Source organism: Pseudomonas thivervalensis, assembly GCF_001269655.1.
GTDB lineage: Bacteria > Pseudomonadota > Gammaproteobacteria > Pseudomonadales > Pseudomonadaceae > Aquipseudomonas > Aquipseudomonas thivervalensis.
Map to the genome: position 1 here is coordinate 48,242 of NZ_LHVE01000004.1, position 13,118 is coordinate 61,359.

Sequence of the window (13,118 nt, forward strand, 5' to 3'; positions counted from 1 at the left end):
GCGGAATCGGCATGACTTCCCAGCGCACCCGTGAACGACTGATCCAGCGTCTCTATGAAGAAGGCCTGTCCAACGCCCAGGTGTTGGAGGTGATCCGCCGCACACCGCGCCATTTGTTTGTCGATGAAGCCTTGGCCCATCGCGCCTATGAAGACACGGCGTTGCCGATTGGCCACAACCAGACCATTTCCCAGCCGTACATGGTCGCCCGCATGAGCGAATTGCTGCTGGAGGCGGGGCCGCTGGACAAGGTGCTGGAGATCGGCACCGGTTCGGGTTACCAGACGGCGGTGTTGTCGCAGCTGGTCGAGCGGGTGTTTTCCGTCGAGCGGATCAAGGTCCTGCAGGATCGCGCCAAGGAGCGCCTGGTTGAGCTGAACCTGCGCAACGTGGTGTTTCGTTGGGGCGATGGCTGGGAAGGCTGGCCGGCCCTGGCGCCATACAACGGCATCATCGTGACCGCCGTCGCCACTGATGTGCCTCAAGCCCTGCTGGATCAGCTCGCCCCCGGTGGACGGCTGGTCATCCCGGTGGGCGCCGGTGAAGTCCAGCAACTGATGCTGATCGTGCGCGAAGAACATGGGTTTTCGCGGCACGTCCTGGGAGCGGTGCGGTTCGTGCCGTTACTCAATGGGCCGTTGGCCTGAGCATTTATAAACGGACGCTGAATTCCGTGGTCACGCCTGTGTCTTACAGCGGTACCGATTCGCTGAACAGAGCCCAATGGCGTCGAGCAAACGTGTGCGGTGGTAGTTTGCGCTTCATTAATAGAGGCGCAGTCGTCGCCAGCTATATTTGTATGAATGCTGCCTGGACAGGCAGCCTCCAATTTTTCAGCCACCACAAAGGGAGCGGCGGGTGAGTCTCACAGTCATTGCGCAGCGTATGGGTATCACGAGCTTTCAGCGCCTGGTGACTGGCCTTGTCTTGAGCACTTTGCTGGTCGGTTGTTCCAGTACGCCGTCGAGCAATGTCCGGGTTGTCGATCGCAACAGTGCAACACCTCAACGTCCTACGGTAACGACCGGTCAATATGTAGTCCGTCGCGGCGATACTTTGTTTTCCATCGCTTTTCGCTACGGCTGGGACTACAAAGCCCTCGCGGCGCGCAACAACATTCCTGCGCCTTATACGATTCACCCCGGTCAGACGATTCGCTTCGATGGCCGTAGCGGTTCAGCGCCTACCGCCGTGGTGACACAGTCGGGGTCGACGCCTTCATCGTCGAGCAAAACAACCGTCATCCGCCGGCCGGCGGGGGCTGGGACGGCGGTAGTACCGTCCGTCGCGAGCAAACCGCCCCCTGCTCCGATGCCTCCCGCAGGCCCCGCCCCGACAGGCTGGGGATGGCCTTCTAATGGCGTTCTCATTGGAAAATTCTCTTCAAACGGTAGTTTGAATAAAGGAATTGATATCGCCGGGGATTTGGGACAGCCTGTTTTAGCTGCGTCTGATGGCACGGTTGTGTACGCCGGGAGTGGTTTGAGGGGCTACGGCGAACTCGTCATCATCAAACACAGCGATACCTACGTCAGTGCCTACGGTCACAACCGCAGGCTGTTGGTTCGGGAGGGGCAGCAGGTCAAGGTCGGACAGACAATTGCCGAAATGGGATCAACGGGAACAGACCGGGTGAAACTGCATTTTGAGATTCGCCGGCAAGGTAAACCAGTCGATCCGCTGCAATTCCTGCCACGTCGTTGATTTGATTGTCAGCCTGTTCCGTCACGTAGAGGGAACAGGCTCCAGCGTTGCCAAGGATAAAGGCGTCGCTCGAGCTTGAGGTCGAACTCACCAAAGGACTATAACAATGGCTCTCAGTAAAGAAGTGCCGGAGTTTGACATCGACGATGAGGTTCTCCTGATGGAGACCGGCATCGCTATGGATTCGATGTCGAATGATGAAGGGGCGACTCCACCTTCCGTTCGTGCCAAATCCAGACACTCCGCTTCACTTAAACAACATAAGTACATCGATTACACCCGGGCGCTGGACGCCACTCAGCTGTACCTCAACGAAATCGGCTTCTCGCCACTGCTCTCCCCCGAGGAAGAAGTTCATTTTGCGCGGCTGTCGCAAAGTGGTGACCCGGCCGGTCGAAAACGCATGATTGAAAGCAACCTGCGCCTGGTGGTGAAAATCGCCCGACGCTATGTCAATCGCGGGCTTTCGCTGCTGGACCTGATTGAAGAGGGCAACCTGGGCTTGATTCGCGCCGTCGAGAAATTCGACCCCGAGCGCGGCTTCCGCTTCTCGACCTACGCCACCTGGTGGATCCGCCAGACCATCGAACGGGCAATCATGAACCAGACCCGGACGATCCGGTTGCCGATTCATGTGGTCAAGGAACTGAACGTCTACCTGCGGGCCGCCCGTGAGTTGACCCAGAAACTCGACCATGAACCTTCGCCCGAAGAAATCGCCAACCTGCTGGAAAAACCGGTGGGTGAGGTCAAGCGCATGCTTGGGCTCAATGAGCGGGTCTCCTCGGTGGACGTTTCCCTGGGGCCGGACTCGGATAAGACCTTGCTGGACACCCTCACGGATGATCGGCCCACTGACCCGTGTGAACTGCTTCAGGATGATGACCTGTCCCAGAGCATCGACCAATGGCTCTCGGAGTTGACCGACAAGCAACGGGAAGTGGTGATTCGCCGCTTTGGCTTGCGGGGGCATGAAAGCAGCACGCTTGAAGATGTCGGGCTGGAAATTGGATTGACGCGTGAGCGGGTCAGGCAGATCCAGGTTGAAGGCCTCAAGCGTCTGCGAGAGATCCTGGAGAAAAACGGCTTGTCGAGCGAGTCGTTGTTTCAATAACTAAGGTAAGTACAGCAGAACGGCCTGACTGGCTGTGATGCTGTTCACTTGGAAAAAACGGTGCTTCTTTCAGAAATGGGAAGTGCCGTTTTTTTTGGCTTGGGTTTGGGTGTATATCCGTTGCTGCGGAACCGCCAGCAGTCGTTACCGCAGCAACGGATATACACACCATCTCTGAAACCCCGCTCGTAGAACCATAGATCAACATCACTACGACTAATTCGGAGCTTTTGCGTTTGAGAAGAGGCGTTTGCCCAGACCTGCTCCATTTGTAGGTTCAACTTGTAAGCCTTTGCCTAGTGTTACGTAAGCGATCAGTTCCTCATAGGCGGGACAGACAGCCATAAACGTCGTGATATTTTTATATTTAACTGATTTATAAGGAAAATTTGTTGATGAACATAGTGTGACAAAGCAAGCCACCTGTATCAGCCGCGTTGCACTCGCCAGGGAAAATACTAATATCAGTCCTGTGTCGACGGACAGACACACCCGTCAAGGACGATGGGAAGGAAGGACATCGCAGGACGCGATTCATCAGGACGATGAATAGGATTAAAGGGATTAGGGAAAAAATGTGGGCGGGTCAAACCGCCCCTTTTTTTTGCCCACGATTTCTTGATCCGAAAAAAGCAAAAAGGCCCGCAAGGGGCCTTTTAGATGAACGCAGGAAAGATCAGCGTTCGAGGTCTGCGATCTTGCCAGTCCTGCCATCCCACTCTTCAGCGTCCGGCAGCGCATCTTTCTTCTCGGTAATGTTCGGCCAGATCTCCGCCAGTTCAGCGTTCAGCTCAATGAAATTCTCCATGCCAGCCGGCACTTCGTCTTCCGAGAAAATGGCAGTCGCCGGGCATTCCGGCTCACACAGGGCGCAGTCGATGCACTCATCCGGGTGAATGACCAGGAAGTTCGGGCCTTCGTAGAAGCAGTCCACCGGACAGACTTCTACGCAATCGGTGTACTTGCACTTGATGCAGTTGTCGGTGACGACGAAGGTCATTTCTAATTCTCTCCTCAGGCGGCTGCAGCGAAGCCCCTTCACGGCGGGGTCGCCAGGTTTGGGAGCGATAGTCTGCGAACCAGGCTAATAGCCCGCAGCATCCCAAACCGCGCGAGATTCTAACAGCTTGAAAGCCTGTGCGTTAGATCCGTGTCTTCAATGTATAGAGTAAATCAAGCGCCCGACGAGGAGTCAGATCGTCCAGATCGAGCTTGGCCAGTTCATCGAGTACCGGATGCGGCAGGCTGGCGAACAGGTCGCTTTGCTGTGGCACGGGCGGTTTGCCTTTGGTCGGGCGCGGTGCTTCATGGGGCAGGCTGGTGGTTTCCAGGCGGCTCAGGTGCTCGCGGGCACGGCTGATCACTTCGCTCGGCACGCCGGCCAGTTGCGCCACAGCCAGGCCGTAGCTCTGGCTGGCCGGGCCGGGCAGCACGTGGTGCAGGAACACGATGCGTTCGTTGTGCTCGGTGGCATTGAGGTGCACGTTGGCCACCAACGGCTGGCTTTCCGGCAGCACGGTGAGTTCGAAGTAATGGGTGGCGAACAGCGTGTAGGCCCGCAGGTGCGCGAGGCGTTCGGCCGCAGCCCAAGCCAGGGACAAGCCGTCGAAGGTGCTGGTGCCACGTCCGACTTCGTCCATCAGCACCAGGCTGCGCTCGGTGGCGTTGTGCAGGATGTTCGCGGTTTCGCTCATTTCCACCATGAACGTCGAACGTCCACCGGCCAGGTCGTCGCTGGAGCCGATGCGGGTGAAGATCCGGTCCACCAGGGACAATTCGCAGCTGGCCGCCGGGACGAAACTGCCAATGTGGGCCAGCAGCACGATCAGTGCGGTCTGGCGCATGTAGGTGGATTTACCGCCCATGTTCGGACCAGTGATCACCAGCATGCGGGTGTTGTCGTCCAGGCCCAGGTCGTTGGCCACGAACGGCGTGGTCAGGACTTGCTCGACCACCGGGTGGCGACCCTGGCTGATGCGCATGCACGGCTCGCTGACGAAACGTGGGCAGTTCAGGTCCAGGTTCAAGGCCCGTTCGGCCAGGTTGCTCAGCACGTCCAGTTCCGCCAGGGCGCCGGCGGTGTCCTGCAGGGGCGGCAATTGGCTGATCAGATCCTCGAGCAGCGCTTCGTAGAGCATCTTTTCCCGAGCCAGGGCGCGGCTCTTGGCCGACAGCGCCTTGTCTTCGAACGCCTTGAGTTCCGGGGTGATGAAACGCTCGGCGCCCTTGAGGGTCTGGCGGCGAACATAATCGGCCGGGGCCTGTTCAGCCTGCTTGCTCGGCAATTCGATGAAGTAGCCGTGGATGCGGTTGTAGCCGACCTTGAGGTTGGCCAGGCCAGTGCGGGCTTTTTCCCGGGCTTCGAGGTCGATCAGGAACTGGCCGGCGTTCTCGCTCAACGCTTGCAGCTCGTCGAGTTCGGCGTCGTAGCCGGTTTTCAGCACGCCACCGTCGCGGATCACCGCCGGCGGGTTGTCGATAATGGCTTTTTCCAGCAGCGCGGCCAGCTCCGGGTAGGTGCTGGTGGTGCGCGCCAGTTGTTGCAGATGCGGGGCTTCAAGGTCGGTCATCGCCACCTGCAGTGCAGGCAGTGCACCGAGGGCATCGCGCAGGCGCGCCAAGTCACGGGGACGGGCGTTGCGCAAACCGATGCGGGCGAGGATCCGCTCGATGTCACCGATTTCCTTGAGCTGCGGTTGCAACTGCTCGAAGCGATAACGATCCAGCAGGCAGGTAATGGAGGATTGACGTGCCAACAGCACGGTCAGGTCCCGCAGCGGCCGATTCAACCAGCGGGTCAGCAGGCGGCTGCCCATGGCGGTCTGGCAGCGATCGACCACCGATTGCAAGGTGTTGTCGCGCCCACCGGCCAGGTTGGTGTCCAGCTCCAGATTGCGTCGGCTCGCGCCGTCCAGCACCACCGTGTCATCCAGACGCTCGTGACGCAGGCTGCGCAAGTGGGGCAGGGCGGTGCGCTGGGTTTCCTTGGCGTAGGCCAGCAGGCAACCGGCCGCGCCGATGGCCAGGGTCAGGTTCTCGCAACCGAAGCCCTTGAGGTCCTGGGTGGAGAACTGCTGGCAGAGACTTTTCAGCGCCGAGTCACGCTCGAAATCCCACGGCGCCCGACGACGTACGCCACGGCGTTTTTCCGCCGGCAGGTCTTTGGGCCAGTCATCGGGAATCAACAGCTCTACCGGGTTGACCCGTTCCAGCTCCGCCAGCAGGTTTTCCCAGCCCTTGATTTCCAGCACCGAGAAATTGCCGCTGGTGATGTCCAGCACCGCCAGGCCGAACAGGCGCTCGTCGCCCAGCACTGCGGCGATCAGGTTGTCCCGGCGCTCATCCAGCAAGGCTTCGTCACTGACCGTTCCCGGGGTGATGATCCGCACGACTTGGCGCTCCACTGGCCCTTTGCTGGTGGCCGGGTCGCCGACTTGCTCGCAGATCACCACGGATTCGCCGAGTTTGACCAGCTTCGCCAGGTAACCTTCCGCCGCGTGGTAAGGAATCCCACACATCGGAATCGCCATGCCCGCCGATTGCCCACGCGCGGTCAGGGTGATGTCCAATAGCTTGGCGGCCTTCTTCGCGTCCTCGTAGAAGATCTCGTAGAAGTCGCCCATGCGGTAGAACATCAGCTGATCGGGGTGCTGGTTCTTCAGGCGCCAGTATTGCTGCATCATCGGCGTGTGGGAGGACAGGTCGTTCACGGCGGTATTCATGGGTGTCAGGGAAGCTCGTTGAAAGGTGTGGGGCAAAAGGAGGGGCATTGGCCCGGCTTTTCCGCGATGGGCGCAAGGTTAACATGGGTGGTCGGGGGGGACCCAGTTTGGGATTGGGTGTATATCCGTTGCTACGGTAACGGCTACTTATGGTTCCGCCCTGACGGCGGCTCACTTTTGAGAAGCGCAAAAGTAAGCAAAACGCTCATGCCCCACCACTCGGTGCCTCGCCTAGGCTCGGCATGCCTGAACGAAGGCATTGCTCCGTGGGCCGCCGCGAAGGGCCATCCATGGCCCAGCGCGGCTAACCCGGCATCCATGCCGGGTTGCCCACTGCGCAATACCTTCGTTCAGCCAGCGTGGTTAATGGGGCGCCGAGATCAACGTCCACCCCGAGGCGGCCTGATAGCCGACCTGGTTCTTGGTGGGACCGCGTTTCTCCTGTGGGAGCGGGCTTGCTCGCGAAGGCGGCCTGACAGCCGGCCTGTTTCCGGCTGTGCCCCCGATCCAATTGTGGGAGCGAGCCTGCTCGCGAAGGCGGCCTGACAGCTGGTCTGTTTCCGGTCTGCCTCCGATCCAATTGTGGGAGCGAGCTTGCTCGCGATGACGGCAGCCAATACAACTTAGTTGTAACTGGACTACCGCCATCGCGAGCAAGCTCGCTCCCACAGTGATGACTCGGGTTTCTCTTAGGCCTTGGCTTGCATCATGGATACCTACCTCACCTCAACCACATCCAATGCCCGATTCGCCAACAACTGGCTCAGCTCGATCATCTGTTGAACCCCCAGCAAGATATTCCGCCGCGAGCCCTTCAGGTCGAATGCGAGGTCGCTGACCATGGCGTTGGCCGAGGCCAGGGTTTCGCTGAGGTTGGCGAGCAGGCATTCGGCGTCGATGTTGGAGGCGATGATGAAAAGGGTGTCGGGCGTGTCAGCGGTTTCCTTGTCGGTTTTCGGCTTGAGGTAATAGTCCAGGGCGCGGGTGGCCGCGTCGTCGAGTTTCTTGGCGTTGGCCGATTGGCTGCGGGAGACGTGATCGTCTGGGGGATTTGGAGTGTTCTTGCTCATGATGCTTGGATCCTCGAAGTGGGAGCCATCACCGATTCGCTACTAAACGAAATGGGTGGCAGCTGTACGCAGGTTAGTAGACCGGGGATCCAAGAAACCGGCGCACCCGAGGGCGCCCTGCGCACAGCTACCATCGAATGCAGGAATGGGAGTACCTGACTGGATGGAGCGATGTACATCTTGGAAATACCGGGCTACTAAACCCGATCACTGATGGGCAGTGACAGGATCAAAAGTACCGGTGGCCCCCAAGGCGTACAAGCCGGCGGATTCTGGCGTAGTTGTAGGCAGAGGCGCAAGGCGACGTGGCCTTGTGTTGCGTATTTGAAGGACGGGCTTGACGTCTTTTCTTAGGGACGTGTAGGGCAAATCCCGGGTGGGGGAGTTTGGCTTTTGTAGGAGCTGGCGAAGCCTGCGATCTTTTGATCTTTCGCTTGGGATTCAAGTGTCTTTGGAAAGATCGCAGCCTCGTTGCACTCGACAGCTCCTACACTGCTCGTACGGTTCAGTGTGCGTAAGCTCCTTCGCCACAATGGATGCAAAAGGCAGGAATTGCATATTTATGCAAAACAGCATTTGTCTTCTGCAAAAAGAACAAGCATCATGCGCGTTATGCAAAAACGCAACGTTTCGACCGTATTAAGAGCATTGCTCGATCAGCACGGGATCTCCCCCACGGAGCTTCACCGGCGTACCGGCGTGCCTCAGTCCACCCTCTCGCGGATCCTCAGCGGCAAAATTGTCGACCCTTCGGATAAACACATCTCGAAGATCGCCGACTATTTTGCCGTGAGCACCGACCAGTTGCGCGGGCGCGCGGACGTTGTGCCCGCCGGCAATGCTCGCCGCGACGAGCCACATTCCGAACTCAAGGACATAAGCCTGTGGGACGACGAAACACCCGTCGAAGAAGACGAGGTGTCGGTCCCTTTTCTGCGCGAGGTTGAATTGGCTGCTGGATCAGGAAGATTCGTCATCGAGGAAAGCGAGCGCTCCAGCCTGCGGTTCGGCAAGCGCAGCCTGCGCCACAACGGCGTGCAGTTTGACCAGGCCAAGTGCGTGACGGTGCGCGGCAACAGTATGTTGCCGGTGCTGCGCGACGGTGCCACGGTTGGAGTGAACGCAGGCAAATGCGGGATCGGCGACATCGTCGACGGTGACCTCTATGCCATCAATCACAACGGTCAACTGCGGGTGAAGCAACTTTATCGCCTGCCCACCGGCATCCGCCTGCGCAGCTTCAACCGCGATGAACATCCGGATGAGGACTACACCTTCCAGGAAATGCAGGACGAGCAAATCGTCATCCTCGGTCATGTCTTCTGGTGGGGCATGTACGCCCGTTAACCCCTCCGCTGTCAGATAAAACCCGCCGCCGTGCGGGTTTTTTTTCGCCTCCTGAAAACCCGTAAACCCCGTGTTTCTGCGGATTTCATGCGTCCATGCATTCATGGGGCATAAATAAATGCATTTACGCATTGACTGTATATGCATACATGCATATTCTGTGTCCAAGCCGCTCGACAAAGCGGCTGGCAACGAAGCTCTTTAGTTCCACCAACAGGCAGCGATGAACCGGCCTTAACGGTTCAGAGGGTTGGCAACTGACCCGGGTGTGCAGCGTAAAGCACCAGAAGCAGTTATCCGGCGGGCAGGGACCGCGGCCGGAGGAACAATTTGAATGGATTCGTACCGCGCCAGTCGCGCCGAAAGATCAACTTCCTTATGGCCATTGGTCAAGGACGACGAGGGAACGCATTACTGAAAAGCCCGGTTCATTGCCGGGCTTTTTGGAATGCCTACCTGAAGCAGGCAGATCGAAGAGTGCCGGAGTACCGGCAATCAATAAGGATATGAGCATGAAAAAATACGCACGCGTTGTGGACGGTAAAGTCGACAACATCTACGAAACCGTCAACCCGATTTCTGAGGAATACCCGGCAGACCAACTTTGGATTGACGTTACCGGCAGTTCCAGCGCCGAAGTCGATTACGACTACAACGCAGTCAACACTGATGGGCTCTGGTCGTTCAACTCTGGTTTCCCTTGGCCACAGACTGCACTTGCGGAGCAGATGCGTATTGAAAAAGGCAGGCGACTCGACAGCGTCATGACCCAAGTGGCGTCTTCGGGATTGCAATTCAAAGTCGATCTGGGCGTCGCTACCGCTGCCGAGCAGGCTTACTTGATTGCCTTCAAGGAGTATTGCGTCGCCTTCACTCAGGTCAACAAACAACCCGCTTTTCCACTGAGCATTGTTTGGCCAGAGTTGCCCTGAACGGAGTGTCTTCTTGAAAAGCCCGGCGCAGTGTCGGGCTTTTTGCACTGCCTTCCGACGTTCATTCATCCCAGGAAGCGTGACATGACAAACGAGCAACAAGGGTTGCTGGACATGCCGATCTGACTGGCCATGGTGCTCGCTCTGGTGGGTGGGGTGTCCGGCGAGATGTGGCGCGCCGCCAATGGGAGGGCTTTCGATGCTGAAGGATTTCAGATGCGGTCACTGCAAAAGACTTCTGGCCCGCATGGGCGAGAACACCGAACTCCAGATCAAGTGTTCCCGTTGCGGGACGTTGAATCATGTGAAGGCCGTTGAGCCTCGAGTGAACGCCAGTGAGCGAGATGAGCGCCGTTGATCAACCGCGCGATCAATCAATAACTCAAGAGGTGAATCATGAATCGTTTCAAGAAATACGTCGCCCCGCTGTTGCTGTCCATTGCGCTGCTCGGTGTGGGGAGCAACGCTAGCGCCGCCAACCTTCTGCTCAACGGTAGCTTCGAACAGCCAGGCTGCAGCGGCAGTTGCATCCTGGATACTCCGGCGAAAGCCAACTTCATCACCGGTTGGACGACGTTTTTGTCAGGTGCCGAGTACTTCAATATGCCCGCCTCGATCGGGGGTTCCGTGGCTGCGGATGGCGTTGTGATTGTCGACTTGGCCAATTATGTCTATGGCAACGGCGGTGGTATCCAGCAGAACTTCGCCACCGCGGTCGGCGCCAAGTACCGTTTGACCTTCAGCGCGGGTAATTCGCGCTACGCCAGCCGCTCCGGCGACGGCACCATCCAAGTCAAGGTGGCGGGGCAGAGTGTCACCTTCAACACGCCGTCGGCGAAAGGTACTGCGGTGGAGTGGAGCACCATCACGTATGACTTCATAGCCACTTCGGCTCAAACGACTTTGGCGTTCTCCAATGAGCAGAACCCTTACGCCAACTTCGCCTTCATCGACAACGTCATCGTTGAGCCACTGTAAACATCGTTTGTCCTGCGAAGACCCGCCGTCCCCAAGCACTCATCCGTCAACGTCGCAGTCACACCGACGTCTTCGCTCTATCTGGTCATCGACAGAAAGGCTAACAACTCTTGCGACGCGACCAGTGTGGACATGCTGATTACTCGGTAAAAACCTATTTATCCAAAGGAATAAACCAATGAAAAAATTCTTCAGCGTGCTGATCGCAGCCGTCCTGGCTACCCAGACCCTCCCTGCGTTTGCTGAAACCTCACCTGTCGGTTCCTGGCAATTCGCTTCCTACCATGTTCCGGGCGGTGGTTTTTATGCCAACCAAACGATCTGTTTCAAAGCGGACAATACCTGGTACTCGAGCTCGCAGGCCGGCTGGAAGGGTGCATGGTTCCAGAACGGGGACGATCTCCAATGGAATGGGAGTGTGCCAATGCCGGGTGCAGGGAGCGCCAACAATCTCGCGACCATTGCCATGGGTAAGTTAGTTGTCGCGGGTTCGATGTCGGGTAACTACGCGGAATGGGCAGCGCCCAGTGCGCTACCGCTGCCCTGGGACAAGCACTACACCTACACCATGACTTACAAAGGCGCGACCTGCGCTGCGCCAAAGTGATGTCAGCCTTCAATGACCTGACAAAGTTTGAACGCCGTTTCTAGCAACTTAATGGTTGCACCGACCCACATCTCATTCAACTTCAAACAACTTCCCGCCCAATCTTAATTACCCCAGGAAACGAGACATGACAAACGAGCAACAAGCGTTGCTGGACATGCCGATCTGGCTGGTCATCGTGCTTGCCCTGGTGGGCGGGGTGTCCGGCGAGATGTGGCGCGCCGACAAGGAGGGCGCCCGTGGCTGGTCGTTATTGCGGCGCCTGGCCTTGCGCTCCGGTGCCTGCGTAGTCTGCGGCGTATCGGCAACCATGCTGTTGTACGCCCTCGGCATGTCGATCTGGAGCGCCTGCGCTTTGGGTTGCCTGACCGCCATGGCCGGTGCCGATGTGGCGATCGGTCTTTACGAACGCTGGGTCGCCAAGCGGATCGGCGTTTGCGAAATCCCTCCGCGGGACGTTCCTCCCGATCAGTCGTGAATTCACATCGCTGATCCCTACACAAGGAGGCGATCAATGCCCGTCCTTATCGAAAAACCGTCGCAGCTGTTCTTCGCCATAGCCCAGACGCTGCGCATTACTTATCCCACCTTGAAAGTCGGCAGCCCCCAGGATTTCGATGGCTCCGACGATCAACCCTGGGTGCTGATTGCCATTGAGCGTGACGCACCCGGCCACCGTGCCAACGACGGGCGTATCGCCCATATCCTGACGGTTTCACTGCAAGTGGTCATGGCCGTTCCGGGATGGGAGGCCTGCGACTTGGCCGCTGAGCTGAAGCATCTGGTCATGGATAACCGCTGGGGTTTGTCGGGCGATCAATGCGACCTGCCCATGGAGCTCGATGGTCTGCCGTCCACGTTCATCAACCCGACACGGCAATACACCGCCTGGACCCTTTCCTTCAGCCAAACCCTGTACCTGGGCTCGACGCTGCTGGACGACCCGCTGGGTATCCCGAAGTTTGCCCGCACCTGGGAAGTGTCGAACATCGACGACCCGGACCAATACACCGCACTCGAGGGTTGAGCCATGTTCGATGCGCTGTTACGGATGCATCTGGGGCCGATCATCGAGCGTCTGGCGCAGATGGAAACCGAGCTGGAAGACTTGCATCGGCGTGCGGAGAGTTTCTGCCGCATCGGCGTTTGCCAGGAAGTCGACGCGGCCAGCAACACCTGCAAAGTCAGCCATGGCGGACTGCTGACCCCGGCGATCCGCTTTTTCAACCCGAGCGCCGGCGCCCAGAGCGAGTCGCGGATTCCGTCGGTGGGCGAGCAATGCTTGTTGCTGAACCATGGCGGCGGCGAAAGCGGCGGGCAAGCCGTGGCGTTGTTCGGCCTCAATGGCGGTCAGTTCCCGCCCGTCTCGACCCAGGCTTCGCTGACGCGTCGCCTCTATCAGGACGGTACGGAAAACGGCTACGACCAGGCCAGCCATGTCCTGCACTGGCAAAACGGCCCGGCGGCATTCAGCGGTTCCCGTGAGGCCCTCCAGTTGAACATCGGCCCGTCGCGGCTGGCGATGACGCCCGAAACCATCGAATTGCAAGTGGGTGCCGTCGGCATTCGGCTCGACGCCTCCGGTGTGCACCTGAGCGGCCCGGTGGTGGATCACCAGGGACGCGTCATCAGTACCGCATAAGA

General features: G+C 58.5%; 14 protein-coding genes. 11 read left to right on the forward strand and 3 right to left on the reverse strand.

The features are described 5' to 3' along the window. Nucleotides 1-11 precede the first annotated feature (11 nt). The 3 genes from AD659_RS04960 (at nt 12) to rpoS (ending at nt 2,818) form a co-directional block, all read left to right on the forward strand. Nucleotides 12-647 carry a protein-L-isoaspartate(D-aspartate) O-methyltransferase gene (locus tag AD659_RS04960; protein ID WP_161796107.1) on the forward strand — a complete coding sequence of 212 codons (636 nt, stop codon included), beginning with the start codon at nt 12-14 and terminating at the stop codon, nt 645-647. A 211-nt stretch (nt 648-858) separates the two neighbouring features. After that, nucleotides 859-1,704 (forward strand): peptidoglycan DD-metalloendopeptidase family protein, encoded by an 846-nt coding sequence (locus AD659_RS04965; protein ID WP_053118895.1) that lies wholly within the window; start codon nt 859-861, stop codon nt 1,702-1,704. 106 nt (nt 1,705-1,810) lie between these two features. Beyond that, complete coding sequence (gene rpoS / locus AD659_RS04970) at nt 1,811-2,818, forward strand: RNA polymerase sigma factor RpoS (protein ID WP_047227588.1); 1,008 nt, start codon at nt 1,811-1,813, stop codon at nt 2,816-2,818. A gap of 676 nt (nt 2,819-3,494) precedes the next feature. Here the strand turns inward: rpoS and fdxA are convergent. From fdxA to AD659_RS04985, 3 genes are all read right to left on the reverse strand, one after another. Next, the gene (fdxA, locus tag AD659_RS04975) at nt 3,495-3,818 is read right to left on the reverse strand and encodes a ferredoxin FdxA (protein WP_053118897.1); all 324 of its coding nucleotides are present in this window, start codon (nt 3,816-3,818) and stop codon (nt 3,495-3,497) included. Between the two features lie 142 nt (nt 3,819-3,960). Continuing rightward, nucleotides 3,961-6,528 carry a DNA mismatch repair protein MutS gene (gene mutS, locus AD659_RS04980; protein ID WP_167352859.1) on the reverse strand — a complete coding sequence of 856 codons (2,568 nt, stop codon included), beginning with the start codon at nt 6,526-6,528 and terminating at the stop codon, nt 3,961-3,963. Nucleotides 6,529-7,256: 728 nt separating this feature from the next. Then, a complete protein-coding gene (locus AD659_RS04985) occupies nt 7,257-7,610 on the reverse strand; it encodes a DUF6124 family protein (protein WP_053118902.1) in 354 nt (117 codons plus the stop codon). 612 nt (nt 7,611-8,222) lie between these two features. Here AD659_RS04985 and AD659_RS04990 point away from each other — a divergent pair. The 8 genes from AD659_RS04990 (at nt 8,223) to AD659_RS05020 (ending at nt 13,116) form a co-directional block, all read left to right on the forward strand. Then, the gene (locus AD659_RS04990) at nt 8,223-8,957 is read left to right on the forward strand and encodes a LexA family transcriptional regulator (RefSeq protein WP_053119208.1); all 735 of its coding nucleotides are present in this window, start codon (nt 8,223-8,225) and stop codon (nt 8,955-8,957) included. A 512-nt stretch (nt 8,958-9,469) separates the two neighbouring features. Next, nucleotides 9,470-9,889, forward strand: a complete 420-nt coding sequence (locus tag AD659_RS04995) for a tail fiber assembly protein (protein WP_053118903.1) — start codon at nt 9,470-9,472, stop codon at nt 9,887-9,889. Nucleotides 9,890-10,088: 199 nt separating this feature from the next. Then, nucleotides 10,089-10,247, forward strand: a complete 159-nt coding sequence (locus AD659_RS29010; protein ID WP_082343519.1) for a Com family DNA-binding transcriptional regulator — start codon at nt 10,089-10,091, stop codon at nt 10,245-10,247. 38 nt (nt 10,248-10,285) lie between these two features. Then, the gene (locus AD659_RS05000; RefSeq protein WP_053118905.1) at nt 10,286-10,867 is read left to right on the forward strand and encodes a DUF642 domain-containing protein; all 582 of its coding nucleotides are present in this window, start codon (nt 10,286-10,288) and stop codon (nt 10,865-10,867) included. Nucleotides 10,868-11,045: 178 nt separating this feature from the next. Then, nucleotides 11,046-11,474, forward strand: coding sequence for a hypothetical protein (locus tag AD659_RS05005; protein WP_053118907.1), 429 nt, complete (start codon nt 11,046-11,048; stop codon nt 11,472-11,474). Between the two features lie 127 nt (nt 11,475-11,601). Next, complete coding sequence (locus tag AD659_RS05010; protein ID WP_053118909.1) at nt 11,602-11,952, forward strand: phage holin family protein; 351 nt, start codon at nt 11,602-11,604, stop codon at nt 11,950-11,952. A 36-nt stretch (nt 11,953-11,988) separates the two neighbouring features. After that, nucleotides 11,989-12,501 carry a hypothetical protein gene (locus AD659_RS05015; protein ID WP_053118911.1) on the forward strand — a complete coding sequence of 171 codons (513 nt, stop codon included), beginning with the start codon at nt 11,989-11,991 and terminating at the stop codon, nt 12,499-12,501. Between the two features lie 3 nt (nt 12,502-12,504). After that, nucleotides 12,505-13,116: a phage baseplate assembly protein V gene (locus AD659_RS05020; RefSeq protein WP_053118913.1), complete on the forward strand. Its 612-nt coding sequence runs from the start codon at nt 12,505-12,507 to the stop codon at nt 13,114-13,116. Nucleotides 13,117-13,118: the final 2 nt, after the last annotated feature.